General features: G+C 74.3%; 24 protein-coding genes and 1 pseudogene. 9 read left to right on the top strand and 16 right to left on the bottom strand.

The genetic code is table 11. From position 1 onward, the window contains the following. Nucleotides 1–41 precede the first annotated feature (41 nt). Nucleotides 42–1,544 (bottom strand): SCO1417 family PLP biosynthesis transcription factor, encoded by a 1,503-nt coding sequence (locus tag AC0693_RS19575; RefSeq protein ID WP_469319390.1) that lies wholly within the window; start codon nt 1,542–1,544, stop codon nt 42–44. A 189-nt stretch (nt 1,545–1,733) separates the two neighbouring features. On the opposite strand from AC0693_RS19575, the gene AC0693_RS19570 reads away from it, so the two are divergent. The 3 genes from AC0693_RS19570 (at nt 1,734) to AC0693_RS19560 (ending at nt 4,675) form a co-directional block, all read left to right on the top strand. Continuing rightward, complete coding sequence (locus tag AC0693_RS19570) at nt 1,734–2,504, top strand: glycerophosphodiester phosphodiesterase family protein (RefSeq protein ID WP_356410930.1); 771 nt, start codon at nt 1,734–1,736, stop codon at nt 2,502–2,504. Between the two features lie 67 nt (nt 2,505–2,571). Further along, nucleotides 2,572–3,999 (top strand): MFS transporter, encoded by a 1,428-nt coding sequence (locus tag AC0693_RS19565; protein WP_478802390.1) that lies wholly within the window; start codon nt 2,572–2,574, stop codon nt 3,997–3,999. A gap of 301 nt (nt 4,000–4,300) precedes the next feature. Further along, on the top strand, nt 4,301–4,675 hold the full coding sequence (locus AC0693_RS19560) for an RNA polymerase-binding protein RbpA (protein WP_007262928.1): 375 nt from the start codon (nt 4,301–4,303) through the stop codon (nt 4,673–4,675). A gap of 115 nt (nt 4,676–4,790) precedes the next feature. Here AC0693_RS19560 and fxsA read toward each other — a convergent pair whose 3' ends face one another. The 4 genes from fxsA to AC0693_RS19540 form a co-directional block, all read right to left on the bottom strand. Then, nucleotides 4,791–5,372, bottom strand: a complete 582-nt coding sequence (gene fxsA / locus AC0693_RS19555; RefSeq protein ID WP_478802389.1) for an FxsA family membrane protein — start codon at nt 5,370–5,372, stop codon at nt 4,791–4,793. Nucleotides 5,373–5,475: 103 nt separating this feature from the next. Next, entirely contained in the window at nt 5,476–6,249 is a 774-nt protein-coding gene (locus AC0693_RS19550; protein ID WP_478802388.1) for a polyprenol monophosphomannose synthase, read from the bottom strand. Nucleotides 6,250–6,592: 343 nt separating this feature from the next. Beyond that, on the bottom strand, nt 6,593–8,224 hold the full coding sequence (locus tag AC0693_RS19545; RefSeq protein ID WP_478740805.1) for an amidohydrolase: 1,632 nt from the start codon (nt 8,222–8,224) through the stop codon (nt 6,593–6,595). Between the two features lie 82 nt (nt 8,225–8,306). Beyond that, nucleotides 8,307–8,747, bottom strand: a complete 441-nt coding sequence (locus AC0693_RS19540; RefSeq protein WP_356411007.1) for an Lrp/AsnC family transcriptional regulator — start codon at nt 8,745–8,747, stop codon at nt 8,307–8,309. 213 nt (nt 8,748–8,960) lie between these two features. On the opposite strand from AC0693_RS19540, the gene AC0693_RS19535 reads away from it, so the two are divergent. Next, the gene (locus tag AC0693_RS19535) at nt 8,961–9,392 is read left to right on the top strand and encodes a hypothetical protein (protein WP_356410917.1); all 432 of its coding nucleotides are present in this window, start codon (nt 8,961–8,963) and stop codon (nt 9,390–9,392) included. Between the two features lie 23 nt (nt 9,393–9,415). On the opposite strand, the gene AC0693_RS19530 is transcribed toward AC0693_RS19535, so the two are convergent. Both AC0693_RS19530 and AC0693_RS19525 read right to left on the bottom strand, forming a co-directional pair. Further along, on the bottom strand, nt 9,416–10,516 hold the full coding sequence (locus tag AC0693_RS19530) for a phosphotransferase family protein (protein ID WP_478802387.1): 1,101 nt from the start codon (nt 10,514–10,516) through the stop codon (nt 9,416–9,418). A gap of 47 nt (nt 10,517–10,563) precedes the next feature. Then, complete coding sequence (locus tag AC0693_RS19525; protein ID WP_478802386.1) at nt 10,564–11,697, bottom strand: Rv3169 family protein; 1,134 nt, start codon at nt 11,695–11,697, stop codon at nt 10,564–10,566. Nucleotides 11,698–11,941: 244 nt separating this feature from the next. On the opposite strand from AC0693_RS19525, the gene AC0693_RS19520 reads away from it, so the two are divergent. Next, on the top strand, nt 11,942–12,157 hold the full coding sequence (locus AC0693_RS19520) for a hypothetical protein (protein ID WP_356410908.1): 216 nt from the start codon (nt 11,942–11,944) through the stop codon (nt 12,155–12,157). Between the two features lie 10 nt (nt 12,158–12,167). Here the strand turns inward: AC0693_RS19520 and AC0693_RS19515 are convergent, their stop codons facing one another. From AC0693_RS19515 to AC0693_RS19500, 4 genes and pseudogenes are all read right to left on the bottom strand, one after another. Further along, on the bottom strand, nt 12,168–12,665 hold the full coding sequence (locus AC0693_RS19515) for a GNAT family N-acetyltransferase (protein ID WP_478802413.1): 498 nt from the start codon (nt 12,663–12,665) through the stop codon (nt 12,168–12,170). Between the two features lie 6 nt (nt 12,666–12,671). Then, nucleotides 12,672–13,130 (bottom strand): annotated as a pseudogene (locus tag AC0693_RS19510) (GNAT family N-acetyltransferase); the annotation flags it as partial. A 95-nt stretch (nt 13,131–13,225) separates the two neighbouring features. Continuing rightward, nucleotides 13,226–14,398: an acyl-CoA dehydrogenase family protein gene (locus tag AC0693_RS19505; RefSeq protein WP_469332054.1), complete on the bottom strand. Its 1,173-nt coding sequence runs from the start codon at nt 14,396–14,398 to the stop codon at nt 13,226–13,228. Nucleotides 14,399–14,561: 163 nt separating this feature from the next. Next, the gene (locus AC0693_RS19500) at nt 14,562–15,251 is read right to left on the bottom strand and encodes a TetR/AcrR family transcriptional regulator (RefSeq protein WP_478802385.1); all 690 of its coding nucleotides are present in this window, start codon (nt 15,249–15,251) and stop codon (nt 14,562–14,564) included. A gap of 114 nt (nt 15,252–15,365) precedes the next feature. Between AC0693_RS19500 and AC0693_RS19495 the strand changes: the two genes are divergently transcribed. Further along, nucleotides 15,366–16,025: a DUF6230 family protein gene (locus tag AC0693_RS19495; RefSeq protein WP_469319398.1), complete on the top strand. Its 660-nt coding sequence runs from the start codon at nt 15,366–15,368 to the stop codon at nt 16,023–16,025. Next, nucleotides 16,016–16,966: a DUF6114 domain-containing protein gene (locus tag AC0693_RS19490; protein WP_478802384.1), complete on the top strand. Its 951-nt coding sequence runs from the start codon at nt 16,016–16,018 to the stop codon at nt 16,964–16,966. The genes AC0693_RS19495 and AC0693_RS19490 overlap by 10 nt, the downstream gene beginning before the upstream one ends. Before the next feature lie 55 nt (nt 16,967–17,021). Here AC0693_RS19490 and AC0693_RS19485 read toward each other — a convergent pair whose 3' ends face one another. The 3 genes from AC0693_RS19485 to AC0693_RS19475 all read right to left on the bottom strand — a co-directional run bounded on the left by AC0693_RS19485 (nt 17,022) and on the right by AC0693_RS19475 (nt 19,222). After that, complete coding sequence (locus tag AC0693_RS19485; RefSeq protein ID WP_356410893.1) at nt 17,022–17,174, bottom strand: SCO1431 family membrane protein; 153 nt, start codon at nt 17,172–17,174, stop codon at nt 17,022–17,024. Nucleotides 17,175–17,301: 127 nt separating this feature from the next. After that, nucleotides 17,302–17,763 (bottom strand): SPW repeat protein, encoded by a 462-nt coding sequence (locus tag AC0693_RS19480; RefSeq protein WP_356410890.1) that lies wholly within the window; start codon nt 17,761–17,763, stop codon nt 17,302–17,304. A 91-nt stretch (nt 17,764–17,854) separates the two neighbouring features. Continuing rightward, the gene (locus tag AC0693_RS19475; protein ID WP_478802383.1) at nt 17,855–19,222 is read right to left on the bottom strand and encodes a peptidase C39 family protein; all 1,368 of its coding nucleotides are present in this window, start codon (nt 19,220–19,222) and stop codon (nt 17,855–17,857) included. Nucleotides 19,223–19,519: 297 nt separating this feature from the next. Here AC0693_RS19475 and AC0693_RS19470 point away from each other — a divergent pair, with 297 nt between their 5' ends. Continuing rightward, nucleotides 19,520–20,095, top strand: a complete 576-nt coding sequence (locus tag AC0693_RS19470; protein WP_478802412.1) for a uridine kinase family protein — start codon at nt 19,520–19,522, stop codon at nt 20,093–20,095. A 389-nt stretch (nt 20,096–20,484) separates the two neighbouring features. Beyond that, entirely contained in the window at nt 20,485–22,446 is a 1,962-nt protein-coding gene (locus AC0693_RS19465; protein ID WP_478802411.1) for an AAA family ATPase, read from the top strand. 30 nt (nt 22,447–22,476) lie between these two features. Here AC0693_RS19465 and AC0693_RS19460 read toward each other — a convergent pair whose 3' ends face one another. Both AC0693_RS19460 and AC0693_RS19455 read right to left on the bottom strand, forming a co-directional pair. Continuing rightward, a complete protein-coding gene (locus AC0693_RS19460; RefSeq protein ID WP_356410881.1) occupies nt 22,477–23,547 on the bottom strand; it encodes a hemolysin family protein in 1,071 nt (356 codons plus the stop codon). Further along, entirely contained in the window at nt 23,544–24,992 is a 1,449-nt protein-coding gene (locus AC0693_RS19455; RefSeq protein WP_478802382.1) for a hemolysin family protein, read from the bottom strand. Before AC0693_RS19455 ends, AC0693_RS19460 begins: the two co-directional genes overlap by 4 nt. Nucleotides 24,993–24,995: the final 3 nt, after the last annotated feature.

Genomic DNA, 24,995 nt, shown 5'->3' with positions numbered 1-24,995 from the left:
GCGGCCGTAGGAAGGGCCCGCCCGCCGCGGCCGCCGCGGTGCTACGCGACGAACGTGCGCGGGGGTTCCGCCCCGCCGCCCCCCGCGCCCGTGCCGACCAGGCGGGCGGCGGCCGCGAGCCGGGACGCTGCTTCGTCGGCCAGCGGGCCGCCGACGGTGAACGGCAGCCGTACGTACCCCTCGAAGGCCCCGTCGACCCCGAACCGCGGGCCGGAGGGCACCCGGACGCCGACCCGCTCCCCCACCTCGGCCAGCCGGGACCCGGACAGCCCGCCCGCGCGGGCCCACAGCGTCAGCCCGCCGCCCGGCACCACGAACTCCCAGTCCGGCAGCTCCCGGCGCACGGCCGCGACCAGCGCGTCCCGGTTCTCCCGGGCCTGGGTGCGGCGGATCTCCACCGCCTCCTCCCAGCCCCCCGTGCGCATCAGCCAGTTCACCGCGAGCTGCTCCAGCACGGGGGTGCCGAGGTCGGCGTACGCACGGGCGGCGACCAGGCTGCGGATCACGTCCGGGGCGGCCCGGACCCAGCCGATCCGCATGCCCGCCCAGAACGCCTTGCTCGCGGAGCCCACCGTGACGACGGTGCTGCCGGCGGGGTCGAAGGAGCAGACCGGGCGCGGCATCTCCAGGTCCGCGTCCAGCCGCAGCTCGGCCATGGTCTCGTCCACGACCAGGACCGTCCCGGCCGAACGGGCCGCCTCGACCATCTGGCGGCGCTGCTCCTCGGAGGCCAGCGCGCCGGTGGGGTTGTGGAAGTCGGCGACGACGTACGCCAGGCGGGGCGCGGCGTCGCGGAGCACCTGGCGCCAGGTCGCCATGTCCCAGCCGCCGGGCCCGCCCGCCATCGCGACGGGCACCAGGCGGACCCCGGCGGCGCGCATGAGCTGGAGGATGTTGGCGTAGGAGGGCGATTCCACCGCGATCCGCTCGCCGCGGCCCGCGAAGAGGCTGCAGATGGCATCGATCGCGCCCATCGCCCCGGTGGTGACCATGATCTGCTCGGGCATGGTCGGGATGCCGCGTTCGGTGTAGCGGTCGGCGAGCATCCGGCGCAGCGCGGGCAGCCCCGCCGGGTAGTCCCCGTGGGTGTGCGCGTAAGGCGGCAGCTCCTCCAGGGCCCCCTGGACGGCCTTGGTCAGCCAGGGTTCGGGCGCCGGGAGGGCCGCGCAGCCGAGGTCGATCATCGAACCGAGCGCCTCGGGCGGCAGCGGTTCCAGGCCGCGGGCGGGCAGCGGGTTCCCGGCCGGTACGGAGGTCCAGCTGCCGGCGCCGCGCCGGGACTCAAGGAACCCCTCGCCGCGCAGGGCCTCGTAGGCGGCGGCGACCGTGGTGCGGCTCAGCGAGAGGGAGACGGCCAGCTCGCGCTCGGCGGGCAGCCGGGCCGCGACCGGCACGCGGCCCTCCAGGACGAGCAGCCGGATCCCGTCGGCCAGGGAGCGGTAGGCGGGGGGCTTGCGCGCGCCCGCCGCCGCGGGCTGCGGCTGCTGGGAGGTGATCAGCCGGGCGAGCTGTGCGGCGCCCACCGCGGAGGTCCACTGGGCCATGCTGTCCGGTCCACTTCCGAAGGATTGGCCCCGGAGCGGCGCTGCCGCGGCCGGGATTGGCTTGGTCCTGCGGGCTCAGGGTGCCATGGCGAGGGCCACGGCGGCCAGCACGGCGGCCGCGGGACCCGCCGGGCCCACCACCCCGGCCCGCCCGAGGCGGACGCGCCCCGGCCGGGGCATACTGCGGCCGTGACCCACGTACGCCTTCGGCACCCCTATCTGGACCACCCGGCTCCGCTTCCCTTCGCGCACCGCGGCGGGGCCGCGGACGGGCTGGAGAACACCGCGGCCGCCTTCCGCCGCGCGGCCGCGGCGGGGTACCGGTACTTCGAGACCGATGTCCACGCGACCGCCGACGGGCGGCTCGTCGCCTTCCACGACGCGACCCTGGACCGGGTGACCGACGCCCGCGGCCGGATCGGCGCGCTGCCGTGGAGCGCGGTGCGCGCGGCCCGGGTGGCCGGGAGCGAGCCGCTGCCGCTGTTCGAGGAGCTGCTGGAGGAGTTCCCGCGGGCCCGCTGGAACATCGACGTCAAGGCCGAGGCCGCGCTCCTGCCCCTGGTCGACCTGATCTCCCGCACGGGGGCGTGGCACCGGGTGTGCGTCGGTTCGTTCTCGGAGGGACGCGTGGCCCGGGCGCAGCGGCTGGCGGGGCCCCGGCTGGCCACCTCGTACGGGGTGCGGGGCGTGGTGGGGCTGCGGCTGCGCTCGTACGCGATCCCGGCGGCGCTGCGCGTGGGCGCGGTGGCGGCGCAGGTTCCGGAGGTCCAGTCGGGCATCCGCGTGGTCGACCGGCGCTTCGTGGAGACCGCGCACGCGCGGGGGCTCCAGGTGCACGTGTGGACCGTGAACGAACCGGAACGCATGGAGTCTCTTCTGGACCTGGGTGTCGATGGCATCATGACCGACCGGATCGACATCTTGCGCACGGTGCTGGAGCGCCGCGGGGCCTGGGCCTGACGGGCCCGCACGCCGCCGCGGGGCACGCGGCCGGCCGTGCGGTACGGGGACCAGCGAGGGGGCACTGATGAGTGCGCGGACCACAGCGGAAACGGAACCCGGCGCGGGGGACGGCGACGGCGGCAGCGGTAGAGGCGACGGGGCCGGCGCCGGGAAGGCCGCGGCGGCAACGGCGACGGCCGCCGCGCGCAAGCGGGAGCAGCACGGCTGGTACTTCTACGACTTCGCCTGCTCGGTGTACTCGACGAGCGTGCTCACCGTGTTCCTCGGGCCGTACCTGACGGCGGTGGCGAAGGCCGCCGCGGACGCCGAAGGCTACGTGCACCCGCTGGGGATCCCCGTGCGGGCCGGTTCGTTCTTCGCGTACGCCGTGTCGGCCTCGGTGATCGTGGCGGTCCTGATCATGCCGCTGGCCGGCGCGGTCGCGGACCGCGGCGGCCGCAAGAAGCCGCTGCTCGCGGCGGCGGCGTACACGGGTGCGGCGGCGACCGCCGGGATGTTCTTCCTGGGCGGTGACCGCTATCTGCTGGGCGGGCTGCTGCTGATCGTCGCGAACGCCTCGCTGGCGGTCTCGATGGTGCTCTACAACGCCTACCTGCCGCAGATCGCCGCCCCGGACGAGCGGGACACGGTCTCCTCGCGGGGCTGGGCCTTCGGCTACACCTCGGGCGCCTTCGTCCTCGTCCTGAACCTGGTCCTGTTCCAGGGTCACGATTCCTTCGGCCTCTCCGAGAGCATGGCGGTGCGCGTCTGCCTGGCGTCGGCCGGTCTGTGGTGGGGCGCCTTCGCGATCATCCCGCTGCGCCGGCTGCGGGACCGGACGGTGGTGCGCGAGCCCGGCGCGGGTGCGCCGGTCAGCGGCTGGCGGCAGCTGATCGCGACGCTCAAGGACATGCGGCGCTATCCGCTGACGCTCTCGTTCCTGCTCGCGTACCTCGTCTACAACGACGGCGTGCAGACGGTGATCTCGCAGGCCTCCATCTACGGCTCGGAGGAGCTGGAGCTGGAGCAGTCCACGCTGATCGTGGCGGTGCTGCTGGTCCAGGTGCTCGCGGTGGTCGGCGCACTGGGGATGGGCCGTCTGGCGCGTTCGTACGGCGCCAAGCGGACGATCCTCGGTTCGCTGGCCGCGTGGGGGCTCACCCTGGCCGCCGGGTACTTCCTGCCGGCCCGGACGCCGGTGTGGTTCTTCGCACTCGCGTCCATGATCGGCCTGGTGCTGGGCGGCAGCCAGGCGCTCTCGCGCTCGCTGTTCTCCCACCTCGTACCGGCGGGCAAGGAGGCCGAGTACTTCTCCGCGTACGAGATGAGCGACCGCGGCCTGAGCTGGGTGGGACCCCTGGTCTTCGGCCTGACGTACCAGCTCACGGGCAGTTACCGCGATGCGATCATCTCGCTGGTGGTCTTCTTCGCACTGGGATTCGTGCTGCTCGCCCGGGTGCCGGTGCGGCGCGCGGTGGAGGCGGCGGGGAATCCTGTTCCCGAGAGGATCTGAGTGGGCCGTGCGGCCGAGCTGGCGAACGAGTTCCGAACAAATTTAGACGTTGAAGCGAAGGGCCGGTAGTGTACGCCTTTGGCCTGCCAGGCGGACCGTTACTGCGTACTCGATAAAAAGAGACGCTGGGTGACATCTGCTGCCAGATGTGACAAAACGGGCACTGGTGGGTACAACAAGGGGCGGTACGACGGGCGACGCACGACCCGGAGCGGGAATCAATACCGCCGACCGGACGTTGACCTGATGACGACGACAGCGACACCTGTCCTGTGGGCGACAAGCCCGGGAGGCACGATTCATGAGTGAGCGAGCTCTCCGCGGTACGCGCCTCGTGGTTACCAGCTACGAGACGGACCGCGGCATCGATCTGGCCCCGCGCCAGGCGGTGGAGTACGCATGCCAGAACGGACATCGCTTTGAGATGCCGTTCTCGGTTGAGGCCGAAATTCCGCCGGAGTGGGAGTGCAAGGCGTGCGGCGCCATGGCACTTCTGGTGGACGGCGACGGGCCCGAGGAGAAGAAGGGCAAGCCTGCGCGAACGCACTGGGACATGCTCATGGAGCGACGCACCCGCGAGGAGCTGGAGGAAGTGCTGGCCGAGAGGCTGGCGGTCCTGCGTTCCGGCGCCATGAACATTGCCGTGCATCCGCGGGACAGCCGCAAGTCCGCCTGACACCCGGACACGCACAAGACGAGGGCCCCCGCCACATTTCCGTGTGGCGGGGGCCCTCGTCTTTCGCCGTCCGGCCCGGCCGCGGCGCGCGCGGGGGCCGGACGGTGTACGTCGCTCAGGGGGCCAGCGGCGGACGGTACCCGGCGTCCGGGCCGGCGCCGGGGCGTCGCACCGCGTCCTCGCGGATGACCTCGCCCTGGACCACCATGCCGTCGCCCTGGTGGATCCGGGCCTGCTGGAAGGCGTCGCCGAAGGACCCTGCCGGAGCCGCGGCCATCCGGCGCTCCAGGGACCCGGTCGCGCGGCGGCCGATCCAGGCGCGGACGGGCGCCAGCAGCAGGAGCAGCCCGGCCACGTCGGAGAGCAGGCCCGGCAGGATCAGCAGCAGTCCGCCGAGCATGACCAGGCCGTTGCCCGAACCGGGCTGCCGGGGGGCCGGCCGCACCCCGGCCTGGGCCTGCTGGAAGGTCTGCGCGAGGGTCTCGAAGGCGCGCCGTCCGGCCCGCTTCACGACCACCGAGCCGAGCACCAGGCCGCCCGCGAGCGCCAGGGCCACGGCGAGGCCGCCGCCCGCGCCCGCGAGCAGGCCGAGCAGCCAGATCTCCAGGATGAGCCAGGCGGCCACCGCCAGGGGAACGAAGGTACGGGCGGGCGAGCGCCGCCGGGGAGCAGTCGAGGTGGGAGCGCCGGTCGTCATAACCACCAGTGTGCCTGGGGTCCCGTAAAAGCGGCCTCAACCGGAGGTACCGGACATCCCCTAGGGGAGGTCAGGGCCGGGCCGCCGGGTCAGGACGCGTGGATCAGGACCGACGGAACGCCTTCGCCCCCAGCTTCGCGGCGCGGGCCGCGACGCCCCACTGGGTCACCCGCCACAGCGCCTCCACCACGATGTCCCGGCTCATCTTGCTGTCGCCGAACTCGCGCTCCACGAAGGTGATGGGCACCTCCACCACCCGGAAGCCCGCGCCGACCGCCCGCCGGGCCAGGTCCACCTGGAAGCAGTACCCGGCCGAGGCGACCCGCTCCAGGCCCAGCCCCTCCAGCGTCTCCCGACGGAACGCCCGGTAGCCGCCGGTGACGTCGCGGATCGGCACGTCCAGCAGCAGCCGGGAGTACGTCGAGCCGCCGCGGGAGAGCAGCAGGCGGTGCCGCGGCCAGTTGACCACCCGGCCGCCGGGCACCCAGCGCGAGCCGAGGACCAGGTCGGCGCCGGTGAGGGCGGTGAGCAGCCGGGGCAGTTCCTCGGGCTGGTGGGAGCCGTCGGCGTCCATCTCGACGAGGACGCCGTAGCCGCGCTCCAGGCCCCAGGCGAAGCCCGCCAGGTAGGCGGCGCCGAGGCCTTCCTTGCCCTTGCGGTGCAGGACGTGCACCTGGTCGTCGGCGGCGGCGAGCCGATCGGCGAGCTTTCCGGTGCCGTCGGGGCTGTTGTCGTCCGCCACCAGGACGTGCGCCGCGGGAACCGCCGCGCGGACGCGGGCGACGATCGGGCCGATGTTCTCCGCCTCGTCGTAGGTCGGAATGATCACCAGCACCGTGCCGAGCGGGCCGTGGCGCCGCTCACCGCCGTCACTCACAGAGTCCCCATTTCGCTACGTCCCCGTCCCGGGCGCCGCACCGATTTTAGAGCAGCGGCGGGGGTGCGGCGGAGAATCGGGGCCCGGGATCCTTCGGGCCGGCCGGGCTCCCGCTGGATGCGGGCCGCCGTGACCGTTGTCTACTGGACCCCGGGGCCCCGATCAGGCCACCCGCCCCCAAGCTCCTTCGGAGCAGGGGGGACCCCCGTCCGGCGAAACCTTCCCTCGCCCCCGAGGCGCGGGCGCGCTGAGCAGACGGATCCGTCCGGCACGGTCGTCCTGTGGTGGACCGGGCCGAACCTATCCGGGTCCGGGCGCCACTGCCGAACCGAGGCCGGACGGATCACCCCTGTGGCCGTACGAATACCTCCCGGCCGCCGACGACGGTGGCCAGGCACACCGGCAGCTCGGCGCCGGGGTCCAGCCGGGGCAGCCCGGGCGTGCCGGAGCGGGGATCGGTGGACCAGCGCGCGACCCGGTCGTCGGGGGCCTGCACCACCAGCTCGTCCGTCCGCCACAGGGCGTAGTCGGCCGGAGCGCCCGGTACGAGCACCCCCGCGTCGTCGCGGCCCAGCGCCCGCCAGCCCCCCCGGGTGTGGGCGGTGAAGGCGGCCCGTACGGAGATCCGGTGCTCCGGGGTCCGGTGGAAGGCGGCCGCCCGGACGGTGCCCCACGGGTCGAGCGGGGTGACCGGGGCGTCGGAGCCGAAGGCGAGCGGGACGCCCGCCTTGAGCATCGCGGCGAAGGGGTTCAGGGTGCGGGCGCGCTCGGCGCCCAGCCGGTCGGCGTACATCCCCTCCTCGCCGCCCCAGGCGGCGTCGAAGGCGGGCTGCACGGAGGCGGTGAGTCCGAGTTCGGCGAAGGCGGCGATGGTGGCCGGGGTCATCATCTCGGCGTGCTCGACCCGGTGGCGGGCGGCGCGCACGCGGGCGAGGCCGACCTTCCCGGCCGCCGCGCGGACGCCGTCGACGACGGCCGTGAGCGCGGCGTCCCCGATGGCGTGGAAGCCGGCCTGGAGCCCGGCCTCGGTGCAGGCGGCCACGTGGGCGGCCACCTCGGCGGCGTCGAGGTAGCCGGTGCCGGTGTGGGCGGCGTCGGCGTACGGGGTGTGCAGGCAGGCGGTGTGCGAGCCGAGGGCGCCGTCGACGAAGAGGTCGCCGGCGGCGCCGACCGCGCCGAGGTCGCGGGCCAGTTCGAGGTCCCGGTCGGCCCAGTAGCCGAAGACCCGGGGGCCGGGCCGTTCGCGCGCGAGGTTCAGCAGGTCGTGGAAGTCCTCGGCCGAGGAGATGTCGGGGCCGCCGCATTCGTGGACGGATCCGATGCCGAGGGAGGCGGCGCGGTCGAGCGCGGCCCGCTGGGCCTCGGCGCGCTGGGCGGGCGTGACGGCGGCGAGCGCGGCGGCGCGCACGGCGTGGTGGTCCTCGCGGGTCAGCGGCTCGTCCCCGGTGTGCCGCACGGCGGGCACCAGCTCCAGCAGGGCGGTGGTCACCACGGCCGAGTGCACGTCGACCCGGCTGAGGTAGAGCGGGCGGCCGCCGGTCGCCTCGTCCAGCTCGGCCCGGCGCGGGGCGCGCCGCTCGGGCCAGCGGGCCGCGTCCCAGCCGTGCCCGAGGAGCACCCGGTCGGCCGGCCGCCGCAGGGCGTACGCCCGTACGAGCGCCAGCGCGTCCGGCAGCGAGCGCGCGCCGGTGAGGTCGAGGCCGGTGAGCGCGAGGCCGGTGGCGGTGGTGTGCACGTGGGCGTCGGTGAAGGCGGGGGTGACGAGCGCGCCGTCCAGGTCGACGACCTCGTCGACGCCCTGCGCGAAGGCGTCGGCGGCGCCTTCGGAGCCCACCCAGGCGACGTGCCCGCGTTCGACGACCATCGCGGTGGCGAAGGGGTCGGCGGGACTGTGCACCTCGCCCCTGCGGAGCAGGACGGTGGGCAGTTCGGCGGGCGGCGTGGAGGCGGAAGCGGCGGCGGCGCGGTCGGTCATGGGACCAGTCTCGCGGGTCCGCGGGGCGCCGCCGGACGCAGGGTGCGGGCGGGCCCGCCGGGAGGGGTCCCGGCGGGGCGGTTCACACGCGGGGCGGCCTGGCTTCGTAGGGGGTGGACAGGACGACCGTGGTGCGGGTCGAGACGTGCGCCAGGGCGCGGACGCGGCCCAGCAGGTCCTCCAGCTCCAGCGGGCTGGCCACCCGGACCTTGAGGATGTAGTTCTCGTCGCCGGCCACGCTGTGGCAGGCCTCGATCTCGGGGACCCCGGCGAGCCGGTCCGCGATGTCGTCGGGTGCGCTCGGGTCGAACGGCTTCGCCGAGATGAAGGCGGTCAGGGGCAGCCCGACGGCCTCGGGGTCGACCACGGCCGCGTAGCCGCGGATGACCCCGCGCTGCTCCAGACGGCGTACTCGCTGGTGGACCGCGGACGTGGACAGTCCCGTGGCCTTGCCCAGGTCGGTGTAGCTCATCCGCCCGTCCCGCACGAGCAGATCCACGATCTGACGGTCCAGCTCCTCCATTGCGCTCATAGCCGCCCAACCTATTGCCCCGGGGTGCTCCAGGCCCAGTGGTGTCCACGGACAAGTGGCACCTGCGGCAGGCATGTGACCAAGGCCACAGGGGTATGCAGGCGTACGCGGGGCGGTTGTGGTTACTCGTGCCGCGCGACGGGAAGTGCTTGCTGTGGCCGTGGCCGAACGTCTCGCCCGGCCCACCCAAGGGGGAGTACATCCATGCAGAACACCAAGCGCGCGGGCCGCACCGCACCGGCGTCGCACGAACGCGCCGACGGCGGGTACGGCGACTTCGACCCCGACGGCTACGGCGACGACCCCGACTTCGAGGGGGGCGCGGAGGCCTTCGACGTCCACCACGCCGTCTGCCCCGACTGCGGGCAGTCGATCGCGCTGGTCGCGGACGAGGAGTTCCTGCCCGAGCACGGGCTCTGCCTGAGCCCGTGGAACCCGTTCGGCCTCACCGTGTGCGCCGGTACGGGACGGCCCGCCGCCGAGGCGCAGGCGGCCGCCGTGGCCCTCGCGGCGGACCGGGAGCTCGACCCGATCGTGCTCCTGACGCTCCCCCAGGGGCTGGACTGGCGGACGCAGCCCTTCTCGCACGTCGGCGGTCCGGGCTCGCGTCCGGTCCAGCACGTCCAGGCGGCCTGAGCGGCCCGTCCGCCGGGTTCCGGTCAGACCCGGTCCCAGTAGGTCCCCCGCACCATGGCGGCGATGCTGGCATGGTGCAGGATCAGCCCGTCCGGGTCGGCCGGAACCTCGACCTCGCCGAAGTGCGCCTGGCGGTACGCGATCCGCAGCATCACGATCCCGTGCCGCAGGGCCGCGTAGAGGGTGTGGAAGTCCATGGCGCGCGGGGTGTGCCCGGTCAGTTCCGCGTAGCGGCGCTCCAGGTCGTCCCGGCGCAGGAAGTCCGGCAGGCCGCTCTGGCCGAAGCCGACGGTGAGGTCCTGGAAGAACCGGTGGAGGTAGACCGTCCATCCGAGGTCCACCTCGCGCGGGGCGTACGCCGCCATCTCCCAGTCCAGCACCGCGGCCGGCCGGAAACCGTCGTAGATGACGTTGCCGATGCGGGCGTCGCCCCAGTTGAGGACGGCGGGGCCTTCGTCGGCGGGCCAGAGCTCCTCCAGCCGCTCGAAGGCGCGTTCCAGCAGCGGTGAGCGGGCGAGCCCCGAGACCACCCACTCGTAGTAGGCGCGCTGGGCGTCGACGTGCCGCCGCAGCGGGCTCCCGGATCCCTCCGGGAGCAGGAACTCGGCCTCCTTGGCGGGGAACTGGTCGTGCAGGCGGGCGATCAGGGAGATGCTCTCCTCCTGGAGCGCGGCGCGCTCGGCGTCGCTCGCCGCGTGCAGCCAGTTGCCCTCGTAGGTGTAGGGCATCACGTCGGGCGGCACCCGGCCCTCGGCCCGGGCCATCACGAAGAAGGGCGCGCCCAGCGGCCCGGGGTCCGGTTCCAGCCACTGCACGCGCGGGACGGGCAGGTCGGTGTGCTCGGTGACCAGGCTCATCACCCGGTGCTGGCGGGGCATGTCGTAGGCCGGGAAGACGGTGTAGGCCGCCGGGTCGGCGGCCAGGCGCAGCGCGCAGGCCCGCAGCGGGGTGTCGGGGTGGTCGATGTCGAAGAGCAGGGTCTCGCTGGACATGCCGTTGGAGCCGGGGACGCGGACGTCGACGACCCGCGCCCCGGGGAGCCGGTCGCCGAGCCAGGCCGCGAGGCGGCGGCCCAGTTCCTCGGGTTCCCGGGTGGAGGTGCGGGGACGTGGTGCCGTGGCCATGGCCACCTCTCTCTGTGGGTTCCGGGGCGTCTGGGGGCGCGGCGTTCCTACGGGGCGACGGATCCGTGGTCCGTGAACCCGCTCGGGTCGTGGCGGCCGAAACTGCCGTGCTCGAAGATGCCGAAGCCGGTCCGCCCCTCCAGGGTGAAGCGGGCGGAGTGGTCGGTGACCCCGTAGGCGGCCATGGGGTGGGCGGCGGGGTCGGAGAGGTCGTAGACCCGGCGGTCGGTCCAGCCGCGGCCCTGCCAGGTGCCGTGCTGCCAGTCGGCGGCGGGCGGGTAGCCGGCGCCGACGGCGAGCGGGGAGGAGTTCAGGACCTCGACGCCCAGTTCGAGGGGTTTGCGGGCCGGATCGGTGAGGTGGACGACGGCGCTCTCGGGGTGCCTGCTCCCGGGCCGGTAGCGGATGTCGGCCTGGGGCCAGCCCAGTTGTACGTCGCCCCGCCCCGCGGCGTCGGGGAAGACCTGGACCGCTTCGTTCAGGGTGCGGTGGCCGTCGGCGTCCTCCTGGACGATGACCATGAGGAAGCGGTCCTCGAAGCGGACGGGGACCCAGAGCCAGTGGAAACCCTCGGGGCGGTGCTCCTCGGCCGCGCGGCCGCCGTCCTCGCCGGGGATCGGGCGCACGCCCCAGCTGCGGTCCCGGGTGCCGGTCCATTCGCCTTCGGCGAGGCGCAGTTCCTCGCCCTTGGCCCGGATGGTGCCGCTCACCCCGCCCGCCTGCACGAAGCGGCGGCCCTCCAGCATGAGGCGGTCGCCGCGTCGCTGGACGTGGTGCGGCTCCCAGACCGCGGGGAAGGCCGCGGTCCAGGTGATGTCGTACGAGAGGCCGTCCGGGTCGTCGGGATCGGCGTCGCAGTGCAGGCCGAGCGTGCGCAGCGGGACGTCCACGGTGATCCGCAGCGGGCCGACGGACAGGTTCATCCGGTCGTCGGTGAGGGCGTCGGAGGCACGGACGGCGAGGAGTTCGTCGCCGAGGCGCAGGGTGGCGTAGGCGTCGATGACCCCGGCGTTGGGGTAGACGCCGAGGCCGAGGATGAGCACGGCGCGGCCCGCGTGGTCGAAGACGTGGAAGATGCACCGGTCGTAGGCGTTGCGGTCGCCGGTGGCGACGTACTTCATCGACAACGGGGCCTGGTGGATGGGGTATTCGTCAAGGGCGATGGGTCGGTCCGCGGGCATGGCAAACCTCCTGGGCACGGGTCGGCTCGGCGGATATGACGGTACGTCAGAAACCGCGCCGAGGGCCAGGGTCGTGTCATTCGCTGACAGAAGGCCGCGCGCCCGGTCACCGGACCGCCCGGACCGGGGGACGGCCCGGGCCCGGACCAGGGGACGGCTCGGGCCCGGGACCAGGGGACGGCTCGAACGGATACCCGCACGGCGGGGCCGGTTACCCCACCCGCGCGTGCCGCGTTGGCCGTGCATGACCACGCTTGAGGCTTCCACGGGACGGCGGCGGCGACCGGCGCCCGCCGGTCCCGAAGAATCGGTTCATCGCCCGGCGGACCCACCCATCTACCGCGCGCTGCTGGCCCGTTGGGCGGACGACGGCCGCACCCTGCCGGGCCGCCGCGACCCGGAGTGGTCCCGGCTCGCCACCTCCCCGGTCTGGCCGGGCGGACCGCTGTACGGCGGCTGAGCGGGCACACCTACTGCGCGCCGAGGGCCATCCACTTCCCGGGGTCCGCCAGCGGCTCGAAGCCGACCTTGGCGTAGACCCCGTGGGCGTCGGCGGTGGCCAGCATGATGCGGCGCACCCCGTACGGGGCGAGGTGGTCGCGGACGGCTTCGGCCAGGGCGGTGCCCAGGCCCCTGCCGCGGGCCGCCGGGTCGACGTAGACGTCGCAGAGCCACGCGAAGGTGGCCCGGTCGGTCACCACCCGCGCGTACGCCAGCTGACGGCCGCCGACGCGGTCGTAGGCGCCGAAGTTGAGGGAGTTCGCGATCGCCAGGTCCTGCTTCTCGCGCGAGCGGCCGAGCGCCCAGTACGCGTCCTGCGAGAGCCAGCGGTGGATCAGCCCGGGGTCCAGGCGCGCCGGGTCCGTGGAGATCTCCCAGTCCCGCGGCGGGCGGTCCCCGGGGACGGGGTCCGCGTCCCAGTCGGTGCGGTAGTACGCGAGCCGCGCGTCCTCGCCGGTCAGCCGCATGCCCGCGGCGATCATCACGCGGCGCGAGGCGGTGTTGTCGAGGTCCGCGTCGCCCACCACGGCCGCGGCGCCCCGGGAGCGGGCCAGGGCCAGCACCGCGCGCAGCGCCTCGGCGGCGTACCCGCGACCCCGGGCCGAGGGCACGAGGCCGTAGCCCACGGTCACCTCGGCGACCGCGTCGGGCGCTCCGTGGAACCCCACCCCGCCCACCGCGGACCCGTCGTCCCGCAGCCGTATCTCGTAGGGCCCGAAGGGCCGGGGGTCGCCGGTGTCCGCGCAGGTCCGCAGGAACCGGCGCAGCACGCCCCGGTCGCCCTCCCCCGGGTATCCCGGCGCCCACACCGCCGCGGCGTCCCGCTCCCCGGCGAGCGTCCGCTCCGCCTCGGCGGGCGTGATCGGGTGGAGCACGAGTCGCTCCGTCACCAGGTCACCGGTCGCGGGGTCATGTGTCACAAGGTCGTCCATGGCCGATGGCTATCAGAGCGCCACCACCGGCCGCACCCGCATTTTCCGTCCAGCGGGCGCGGTCCGGCCGGGACCTTCCTGGAACGGGTCCCGGCTCAGCGCGTCTCGGGTCCCGCGAGGTGGCGGGCGATGACCATCCGCTGGATCTGGTTGGTGCCCTCGACGATCTGCAGCACCTTGGCCTCGCGCATCAGGCGCTCGACGGGGAAGTCGGCGGTGTAGCCGTAGCCGCCGAGGACCTGGACCGCGTCGGTGGTCACCGCCATGGCCGCGTCGGTGCAGAAGAGCTTCGCCATGGCCGCCTGCCGGGAGAACGGCTTGCCCGCGTCCCGCAGCCGCGCCGCCGCCAGGTACAGGGCGCGGCCCGCCTCGATCTTGGTGGCCATGTCGGCCAGCATGAAGCGCAGCCCCTGGAAGTCGGCGATGGGGTGCCCGAACTGCTTGCGGTCCAGGGCGTACGCGAGGGCCTCGTCCAGCGCCGCCTGGGCCACCCCGATCGCGCAGGCGGCGATGCCGAGGCGGCCCGCGTCCAGGGCGGCCAGCGCGATGGTGAAGCCCTGGCCCTCCTCGCCGATGCGGCGGGTGTCGGGCACCCGTACGCCGTCGAAGTGCAGCTGGGCGGTGGGCGAGCCCTTCATGCCCATCTTCTTCTCGGGCACGGCCGCGGTCAGGCCCGGCGCGTCGCCGGGTACGAGGAAGGCGGTGATCCCCTTGGGGCCCGGGGCGCCGGTGCGCGCGAGGACCGTGTAGAAGTCGGCGACCCCGCCGTGGGTGATCCACGCCTTGGTGCCGGTCAGTATCCAGTCGTCGCCCTCGCGGACGGCCTTCGTCGTCAGGGAGGCGGCGTCGGAGCCGGCGGCAGGCTCGGAGAGGCAGTAGGCGCCGAGCAGCCCGCCGCCGAGCATCGCGGGCAGGTGTTCGCCCTGCTGCTCCTTGGTGCCGTACCCGGCCAGGCCGTGGCAGGCCAGCGAGTGCACGCTGACGCCGAGGCCGACGGTCAGCCGGGCCGCGGCCAGCTCTTCCAGTACCTGGAGGTAGACCTCGTACGGCTGCTCGCCGCCGCCGAACTCACCCGCGTACGGGAGGCCGAGCAGCCCGGCTTCGGAGAGGAGGGTGAACACCTCGCGGGGGAAGCGGCCGGAGTCCTCCTCCTCGGCGGCCCGGGGACGGATCTCCCGCTGCGCGATCTCGCGCACGAGCGCGAGCAGGTCGCGGGACTCCTCGGTGGGCAGCTGACGGTCCACCGGCTGCGGGGCGCGGTCGATCATGGCGGCGCTCTCCTCCCTGGTCGGGCACGGCGGCGGCGCGCGAAAAGGGTGGTGCGCGCCGCCGGGTCTCGGTGCTCTTACAGCCGATGGTGCCCTCCCGGATCACAGAAGGGCCTGACCAGTGGCTGCGGCGGGTCGAGTATGCCCGATCAGGGGCGTCCCGTCACGGGCACGAGGGATCCTTGCGCAGGTCGGACCCGGTCCCGGCGGTTTCCGCCTCCGGCGGCGGAGCCGGGCACTGCGGGACGAACTCCTCGATCACGGTCAGGGTCGCGCGCAGCTGCCGCACCAGCAGGGCGCCGAGCTCCGCGCGCCCGGGGCGGTCCGGTTCGCCTTCGGTGCCGATCCAGTCGAGGGTGGTGCCCTCGACCCCGGAGAGCCAGCCGACGAGGGCGAGCCGGGCCAGCGGGGGCAGGTCCCGGTGGCCGTACGCGCCCTCGGCGATGGTGGCGACCAGCTCCGCGCGGACCGCGTCGCGCAGGGCGAGGACCTCGGCGTCGGAGCCGACGCCGCCGGTGACGATGGTGCGGTAGGCGGCGCGGTGCTGCTCGGCGTAGTGGAGGTAGCCGTCGATGGTGCGGCGGACCCGCTCGGCGGCGGGCAGCTCGGTGTCGCCGCCGGCCCGCGCGACGAGTCCGTTCACGGAGTCCTCGACGATGGCGAGGTAGTAGCCGCGCTTGCTCGTGAAGTAGTAGTAGATCAGCCCCTTGGCGACCCCGGCCTGCTTGGCGATGTCGTCCATCGACAGCGCGTCGTACGAGGTGTCGGCGAACAACTTCCGCCCGGTCGCTATGAGTTCGGCCCGCCGGACCTGCGATCGCTCGGTCTTGCCGCGCTGTTGACTATTATTCAAATTCGGCCCTAGCCTCGAACTGCCACAGGATGCCCGCAGTATCGCAGACCTGCCCGGCCCCGCTCCTTCGCACTTCCCCTGCGCACCGGACGACGTACGGGAGGCCCCACCGCCATGAGCAAAGCCGCCAAGAACACCACCTCCACGAGCAGCGCCTCGACGAGCGCCGCAGAGCGACACCCGGCCGAGGGCCGCGTCCACTGGAAGAGGACGGCCGCCGCCGCGCTGCCCGCGTTCGTCGCGGTCGGCGTGCTGGCGACGGTGATGGCCCAGGGCGCGCTCGCCGCCTCCTTCGCCGTCTCCGGCACCGCCTTCCAGGTCTCCTCCTCCAACCTCAGCAGCAAGGGCCTGGCCTCCTACGTCCAGACGGACCGCTCCGTCGACGGCGCGGGACACCCGGTCGCCCTGCTCGGCATCGGGGAGGCGACGCTCGCCGACATCTGCCAGTCCGCCGTGGTCGACACCCCGGTCGGCAAGGTCGTCTTCAAACTGACCGCGGGCGGACCCGCCGGGAACGTCACCGCCACCCACCTGGTGATCGACGGCGAGGACCTGACCGGCGACGCCCGGTTCGGCACCGCCGAGATCGGCCGCGACGCCTCGACCCTGGACCGGGTGGACGGGGTCAGGGGCGGAGCCGGGAAGTTCGGCCTCCAGGCCGGGGACATCGAGGTCAAGGGGGTCCGCTCGCACGCCTGGTCGGCGACCGGCGGCGACTTCCGGCTCAAGGGGCTCAAGCTGGACGTGGCCCTGGACGGCAAGCAGTGCTTCTAGGGCTCCGTTCCGGAGCCTCCCCCGGGCGGCCCTCCTGGTCCGCGCGCCGGGCCCGGCTGCGGGTCTGGCGCCGGACCCGGCCGTTCTGGGGCGGACTGCTGCTGGTGCTGGGCGGGACCGAGCTGCTGCTGGTCCCGCTCTCCCCGCTGACGATCCTGGTCAGCCTGGGCCTCGGCGGGATCGCGGCCATCGGGATCGGGGGCGCGCTGATCGCCGCGGGCCTGTTCCTCTGGTTCCTGCCGCAGGCCCGTCTGTACGTCAGCGTGCACGCGCTGCTGCTGTCGGTGCTGTCCTTCGTCGCGACCAACCTGGGCGGGTTCCTGCTCGGCATGCTGCTCGGCATCACGGGCAGCGCACTGGCCTTCGGCTGGACCCCGCTGGACGGTCCCGAGCACCAGGAGGAGAGCCCCTACCGGCGGCCGGGCCCGGACGGCGGCGGCGCGCGCACCCTGGCCGCCGCGCTGCCGGTCGTCCTGCTGGCCGCGCTGGCGACCGGGACGCCCGCGGCCCGGGCCGCGGCGAGCGGCGCGGTGCCGACGGCGCCGCGCACTCCCCCGACGGTCACCACCTCGCTCTTCGCCCCCCAGGGGTTCACCCTCGCCGGGGTCACCCGGGTGCCCACGGCCGGCGGGCCCCTGAAGGTGCTGGTGCTGCGGATGCGGGCCGCCAAGCTCTTCGACTACCGGCTGCGGACCCGGGACGGCGGGGAGGAGTACGGGCTCGCCGCCAGGACGCTGGACCTGAGCGGCGACGTGACCTTGTACCTCACCAGGTTCAGCGGCTGCATCGAGGGGCTGCTGTGCGTCACCTTCACGCCCGAGGGGCTGCCGGCGCCGCCGGTCATCCCGCCCTTCGTCTTCATGACCGACGTCAGCGCCGAACAGGCCCTGGTCACCGCGGACCTGATCGTCACCGACGGGCTCCGGCTGGAGGCCGGGTGACCGGGGCGTGGTGTAAAAGTGCCGCGGCGGGCCCGGGAGGGTGCCGGAGCAGCGGTCAGAGCCAGCCGATCTGGGTGACGAGCATCGCGATGGCGACGACCAGGGTCCAGCCGAGCACGTGCTCCAGCCAGGCCGAGTCGCCCTTCGGGCCCCCGGTGCGGACGAGGTCGCGGACCCGGACGGTCAGTGCGGCGGTATGTGCGGTCATGCGTCCAATGTGACAGCGTTTACCGCCTTCGCGGTAGAGACGAGCGTCACGGGTGGCGGACGTCACGCACGGCCGGGCCCCGGCCGCCCGTGCGGCCGGGACCCGGGTCTGCGGGCGGCGGACCGGGTCAGCCGGTGCGCAGGGCGCGTCCGGCGCGCTCCCGTCCGGCGGCGCGTTCCCGTCCGGCCATGCCGGCCATGGCGAGCGCCAGCAGCAGGGCGACGGCGCCCGCGATGCAGTTGCTGACCACGGTGCGGGTGGTGTCGACCTCGCCGACGACCACCCAGGGGGCGACGATCGTCCAGGCCGCGATGCCGACGGCCGTCCAGGCCATCGCGTGCGTGCGCTCGTAGGCGGAACCGAGGCCGCCCATGCACAGGCAGTAGGCCAGGCCCGCGATCAGGTTCGTGATCGCCAAGGACGACAGGACGTTGAAGCCCACGATCCAGGGCGAGGCCGCGATGTACAGACCGGTGATGAGGGCGAGGGCTTCGACGGCCTGCGCGCGGGGGGTGGCGGTGACCCGCTCGAAGCGGGTGCGCATCTCGGCGAGGTCGGGGTGCATTTCGATGTTCGGGTGGGTGGTCATGGCGGGCCGCCTCCTACGGGAGCCTTTATGTACCCTTTAGCCCGGTTTCTTCCCGCTGGTGCGGAGCGGAAACCGCCCCGGCGGCCTTTCCTCAGAGCACGCCGACCGCGCGCAGGGCGCGCGCCTGCGCGACGCTCGGGCGGCACGGCGCGTAGAGGTAGCAGACACCGCCGCTCGCGGAGACGACCTTGCCGGAGGCGTGGTAGCGCTTGGTGCGCAGCCATACGTTCTCCCATTCGCGGCGCCGGTAGACGCGGCGCACGGACGGGTCGTCCGGCGAGTTGGGGTCGTTGGCGACGACGTCCCCGGCGGGCGTGAAGCCGGTCACCGTCATGAGGTGGCCCGCCGTGCCGTAGCCCGCGCCGGTCAGTTCCCCTTCGCGGAAGGACTGGGAGGTGATCACGGGGATGCCCGCCGCGATCAGGGTCTCGACGTCGGTGAGCGAGCCCAGCCGGGTCACCACGGCCGCCAGGTCGCGGTAGGTGGCGGCGTAGGCGGCGTTGAAGGGCCAGTTGCCGCAGCCCTTGTAGGCCGCGTCGTAGGTGCCGCGGGCCGCGTGGCAGACCTGCGGGTCGGCGTACTCCTTCCTGACCCAGGCCAGGTCGGCGGCGCCGGGCCCGCGCCCCCAGTACTCGACGACCATCTGCGAGGAGGTGGGGCTGCACCACGCCTCGCCGCCGTTGTCGTACTCGGGGTACTGACCGACGTGGATCTCCTGCGAGTAGCGCGGGACGGCGAGCTCGCGGGCCGTCCCGGGCACGGAGGCGGGCACGGTGAACCGGTCGGGGACGTCCGAGGCCATCGCGCCGGCCAGCCAGACCTCCGGGCCGAGCGGGGCGCCGGGGCGGCGGTGGAGGGTCAGCCGCAGCCGCCACTCCCGGATCCGCAGGCCGCCGGCGCTCGCGGAGCCGTCGAGGGCCAGGGTGTCGGTCCAGACGGTGGAGGTGCCGTCGCTCTGCCCGTCCACCGAGGTGCGCCGGATGTCGCCGTCGCCGGAGGCCCAGCGGCCCATCACGTACCAGGGGCCGGTGACCCCGTTGGTGTAGGTGGCGCGCAGCTCGGCCTGGAGCCAGGTCCCGGCGGGCGTACGGGCGTTCCAGGACGCGATGACCTCGGTGGCGGGCACGGCCGGGCGGTGCCCGGGCGAGGTCCAGGTCGCGTACTCCCAGGTGCTCTTCTTCCCGGTGTGCGGGTCGGCGTACTCCGTGCGCCCGGCCGGGGTGGCCATCCGCAGCCCGGGGCGCGCGCCGGGCACCGCGGTGGTCCCTTCGTGGGTCCCCGCCTGCCAGTGGCCGTACGCGTACCAGAACCGGTTGTCCACCGCCCGGCCCGGGGCCGGGGCTCCCCCGGCCCCCTTGGGGGCGGGCGCGGCCGCGGACGGGGTGGCGGGGACGGTGGCGGCCGTGGCGGCGGCGAGGGCCGCCGCGAGGACGGCCCGGCGCGGGGTGGGCGTGGTCATGGGCGGGAACCCCCAGTGGTGCGGTCGGGCGACGTACCGGGCGGGCGGAGCAGGGCGGGCAGGACGGGGTGGTGCACCGCGGCCCGGGCGCGCGGAGCGTGCGGGCCGCGGTGCGTCCCCGCCACCCTCCCAGCTCGCGGGCGGCCGGGGCCATGCGGCGGGCCGTGTCGTGCGCCGCCGTAGGCTGGCCGGGTGGAACCATCCGTCCCGTCCGGCCCGCCCGCCTCGCACGCGTCCCCCGCCGGGGCCGCGCCGCTCGACGCGCTCGCCCGGGAACTCGTCAGCGCGGCGCCGTCGCTGGGCCCCGTACGGGTGATCGGCATCGACGGCCACGCGGGCTCCGGCAAGAGCACCTTCGCCGCGCGGCTGGCCGGGGCCCTGGGCGGCGCCCCCGTCCTGCACCTCGACGACGTCGCCACCCACGAGGAGCTGTTCGACTGGACGGAGCGGCTGCGCACCCAGGTGCTCGACCCCCTGGCGGCCGGGCGGGCGGCGCGCTGGGCGCCGTACGACTGGGTGGCGCGCCGCTTCGGGCCCATCCGGGTGCTGGAACCGGCTCCCGTGCTGCTCGTCGAGGGCGTCGGCGCGGGCCGCCGGGCGCTGCGCCCGTGCCTGGCGCGCCTGGTGTGGATGGAAATGCCCCGGGAGCAGTCCTGGGGGCGCGGGCGGAACCGGGACGGGCGCGAACTGTCGCTCTTCTGGGACGGATGGGAGCGCGCGGAGCGCGCGCACTTCGCGGACGACCCTTCGCGCCCCTTCGCGGACACGCTGGTGCGGCAGAGCGGTACGGGATACGAGTGGTCTTCCGGGGCGGATGCGACCGCCCCGCGAGCCCGCTCCGTCACCCCGAGTGACGAATTTCCCCGGTCCTGACCCGAGCCCCGTCCGGCGGCCGCCACCCCTGCCCGGGCGCCGTCCGGGGGCCGCTTGACCGCGGCCCGCGGCGGCCTTACGTTCTGAATGTGCGGTTTTTCAGGGCCGCCCCTGACGCGGAGCCCCCGGTTGTTCCCCCGTGACCGGGGGCTCCGCTCTGCCCCCGGAACCTCCCCGGCGGCCCTCCAGAACACCTGCCCTCGCACGCCTCTTCACTCTCCGTGAACGCGTGTGCCCCGGGTGTACCTCCGACGGGTGTCCGCCGCACCCTACGTATGGCGGGGGACCGCAGGTACGATGCCACCCTGATTTCATCGGCGCAGGCGACAACTCGCGTGTACAACACGGGTGTTGCCGCGCACCACGGGGGCAGGCTTGTGGGGGACGTGATGGACTTCGGCATGCCGGGCAGCGCCTACGAGCCGGCCGAACTCGCCTGGCTGCGCGGAGTGGACGCCTGCACCATGGGCGCCTATCCGCAGGCCGAGGAGGAGTTCCGGGCGGCCGTACTGCTCGACCCCTCGATGGCCGACGCCTGGCTCGGGCTGCACGCACTGCGGGTGGACACCACCAACGCGCTGCTGCGCATGCACGCCCACCGGGACCGCTTCGGGGAACAGCGCGCGCGGCACCGGCGCACGCTCAACTCCTGGTACTGGCTGGGCTGGTGGGTCCAGCCGGTACTGGAGAGCAAACGCGATCTGCTGCTGGCGCACGCCTCGCACTGGCTGGACGGCCGGCACGTGCCCGAGCTGGACCGGGCGCTGGCGGCGCTGCCGCCGGTCGACACCGACCCGCAGGTGCGCTTCCTGCACGCCTGCCGCGCCTATCTGGTCAAGGACTGGGAGCAGTTGGTGCGGCACACCGAGCCGCTCGTGGACGATCCGCTGCTCGGCATCGAGGCGGGGCTGTTCGGCGGGATGGCGCGGGTCCGCCTCGAAATGTACGGGCAGGCGGAGCCGATGCTGTCGGCGGCGCTGATGCGCTGCCGCAGCGAGCAGCCGCAGCGCAAGGAGCTGCGGTACTGGCTGGCGCGGGCGCACGAGGGCACCGGGCGCAGCGCGGCCGCGCTGCCGCTCTACCGGGCGGTGCACCGGGTCGACCCGGCGTTCATGGACACCGCGGCCCGGCTGACCGCGATCTCCGAGAACGACGGCCTGGACGGGCTGGGCGGCGGCGAGGAGTACGGGATCGCCGCGGCCGACGGGGACTTCGCCGCCGTGGCGCTGGGCGGCGGGCTCGGGACGGACATCGCGGCGGACGGGCAGGCCGAGGCCGACCCGCTGCTCTGCGGCGAGCCGCCGGAGACCCGCTTAGCCCCCGGCGCGGGTGCGGGCGCGGGGAACGCGCCGGTGGGCCCGGGACCCGACGCCGCCGGGCGCCCCGACGGCGTACGGCACCGGACCGGCCTACCGCCGCAGGCCGGGCCGCCGGGCCTGCCCGCCGGACCGGCCGATCCGGCGCTGCTCGCCGAGGCGCTTGCCGAGCTGGAGCGGATGGTGGGCCTGGAGCCGGTCAAGCGGCAGGTCAAGGCACTCTCGGCGCAGTTGCACATGGCGCGGTTACGGGCCGGCCAGGGGCTTCCGGTCCAGCCGCCGAAACGGCACTTCGTCTTCTCGGGTCCCTCCGGGACGGGCAAGACGACCGTGGCCCGGATCCTGGGCCGGGTGTTCTACGCCCTCGGGCTGCTCGGCGGCGACCACCTGGTGGAAGCCCAGCGGGCGGACCTGGTGGGCGAGTTCCTCGGCCAGACGGCCGTGAAGGCCAACGAGCTGATCGACTCGGCGATCGGCGGGGTCCTCTTCGTGGACGAGGCGTACAGCCTGTCCAACTCGGGCTACAGCAAGGGCGACGCGTACGGGGACGAGGCGCTCCAGGTGCTCCTCAAGCGGGCCGAGGACAACCGGGACCACCTGGTGGTGATCCTGGCCGGCTATCCGGCCGGCATGGACCGGCTGCTCGCGACGAACCCGGGACTGTCCTCGCGGTTCACCACCCGGGTGGACTTCCCGAGCTACCGGCCGCCGGAACTGACCGCGATCGGCGGGGTCCTGGCGGACGCGAACGGGGACCACTGGGACGAGGAGGCCCTGGAGGAGCTGCGCAGCATCAGCGGGCACGTGGTGGAGCAGGGCTGGATCGACGAGCTGGGCAACGGCCGGTTCCTGCGCACCCTCTACGAGAAGAGCTGTGCCTACCGCGACCTGCGCCTCGCCGGGTACGCGCTGACGCCCTCCCGCGAGGACCTCTCCACGCTGCGGCTGGCGGACCTGATGCAGGCGTACGGCGAGGTGCTCTCGGGCCGCGGCCCGCAGGACCGGGGCCGCCCGGACCCGCCGCCCTCCCTGTAGGAGGAGCGGCGGGCCGGGGGCCTTCACCCGTCAGGGGGTCAGCGCCCGTTCGGGGCGCCGGGCCGGCGGGGTGGTCGTGCGGTGCGCGGGGTCGCGCACCTCGCCGACCAGTTTCTCCAGTACGTCCTCCAGCGCGACCAGACCGAGCACGCGCCCGGCGGGGTCCGCGACCTGCGCCAGATGGGTGGCGTCGCGCCGCATGACGCTCAGCGCGTCGTCCAGCGGGAGCGTGGAGGACAGCGTGGTCATCCGCCGCCAGACCCGCTGGGGCACGGCCCCTTCCCGGGGTTCCAGGTCCAGGACGTCCTTCACGTGGACGTAGCCCATGAAGGTGCCGCTGTCGGAGCGGACCGGGAAGCGCGAGTAGCCGGTGCGCACGGTCAGCTGTTCGATCTGGCGCGGGGTCACCGAGGGGGTGACCGTCACCAGCCGGTCGCGGGCGAGGAGCACATCGGTGACCGGGCGGCTGCCCAGTTCCAGGGCGTCCTCCAGACGCTCCTGCTCGCCCGGGGCGAGGAGTCCGGCCTGCCGGGAGTCCTCGACGAGCCGGCCGAGCTGGGCGCGGGTGTAGACGGCCTCGACCTCGTCCTTGGGCTCCACCTTGAACAGGCGCAGCACCAGGGTCGCGCAGGCGCCGAGCGCCGTGGTGACCGGCCCGCAAACGCGGGCGAAGGCCACCAGGCCGGGGCTGAACCACAGGGCGGTCTTCTCGGGGGCGGCCATGGCGAGGTTCTTGGGGACCATCTCGCCGATGACCAGGTGCAGGAAGACCACCGCGGCCAGCGCGAAGGCGTACCCGAGGGGGTGGACCAGGCCGTGCGGGACCCGCGCGGCCTCGAAGAGCGGCTCCAGGAGCCGGGCCACGGTGGGTTCGGCGACCGCTCCCAGGGTGAGGGAGCAGACGGTGATGCCGAACTGGGCCGCGGCCATCATCCGGGGCAGGTTCTCCAGGCCGTGCAGCACCTGGCGGGCCCGCTTGGAGGAGGCCGCGAGGGGCTCGATCTGGCTGCGGCGGACGGAGACGAGCGCGAACTCGGCGCCGACGAAGAAGCCGTTGGCCAGGACGAGGAGCAGGGCGAAGAGCAGTTGGAGCGCGTTCATCGCATGACCGCCATTTCACGCCGCCCGTCGGCGCCGCCGCCGTCGCTGCCGTCGCTGCCGTCGCTGCCGGAGCCTGCGGCATCGGTACGGGCGCTGCCGGGCGACCCGGGCTCGGCGTCCGACCCGGGGGCGCTGTCGGCCGTACGGACCAGGCGGACCCGTTCGGCGCGGTAGCGGCCGACCTGGCGGACGGAGAGCTTCCAGCCGGGCAGTTCGGCCAGGTCCCCGGGGGCGGGGATCCGGCCGAGCAGGTCGGCGACCAGGCCGGCGACGGTCTCGTAGGGCCCCTCGGGCACGTCGAGGCCTATCCGGCGCAGGGCGTGCACCCGGCAGCTGCCGTCGGCCTCCCACGAGGGGCGGCCGTCCTCGGCGGGCACGGCGGCCAGCTCGGGGCCGTCGTCCTCGGCGAGGTCGTGCTCGTCGCGGACCTCGCCGACGAGTTCCTCCACGATGTCCTCCAGGGTCACGACTCCGGCGGTGCCGCCGTACTCGTCGACCACGACGGCCATCGGCTGCTCGCTGCGCAGCCGTTCCAGCAGCGGCTGCACCGGCAGGGAGCCGGGCACCAGCAGCGGGGCGACGCAGATCCGGCCCACGGTGGTGCGGGCGCGCTCGGACTCGGGCACGGCGAGGGCGTCCTTGAGGTGGACCACGCCGGTGACCTCGTCGATCCGCTCGCGGTAGACCGGAAAGCGGGACAGGCCGGTGGCCCGGGTCAGGTTGAGCACGTCGGCCGCCGTGGCGGTGTGCTGGAGGGCGCTGACCTTCACCCGGGGGGTCATGACGTGCTGGGCGGTCAGTTCGCCGAGGGAGAGGGTCCGGACGAAGAGGTCGGCGGTGTCCTGTTCCAGGGCGCCGGCCTGGGCCGAATGGCGGACCAGGGAGACCAGTTCGCCCGGGGTGCGGGCGGAGGCCATCTCGTCGGCCGGTTCCACTCCCAGCGCCCGCACGAGCCGGTTGGCGACGGCGTTGAGGCCGGCGATGACCGGCCGGAAGGCGCGGGAGAAGACGTCCTGGGGGCCGGCCACGATCCGGGCCACCTGGAGCGGCCGGGAGACCGCCCAGTTCTTCGGGACCAGCTCTCCGACGACCATCTGGACCGCGGAGGCGATCAGCATGCCGGCGAGGACGGCGATCCCGGTGACCGCCCCGCGGGGCAGTCCGGTCGCGCTGAGCGGCCCGGTGAGCAGCCCGGCGAGGGCGGGCTCGGCGAGCATGCCGACCACGAGGGAGGTCAGGGTGATGCCGAGCTGGGTTCCGGAAAGCTGGAACGACAGCTCCCGCAGGGCCTTGACGACCGTACGGGCGCGTTTGTCGCCGTCGGCGGCGGCGCGTTCGGCCTCGGGTCTCTCCACCGTGACGAGGCCGAATTCGGCAGCCACGAAGAAACCGTTGGCGAGGATCAGGGCGAAGGCCGCCACGAGCAGGAGTAGCGGGGTGGTCATGCC

The sequence above is a fragment of the Streptomyces sp. NPDC043876 genome (assembly GCF_056435825.1).
Note: the sequence above shows the minus strand (reverse complement) of the source record. Positions and strands in the feature narration are given on the sequence as shown.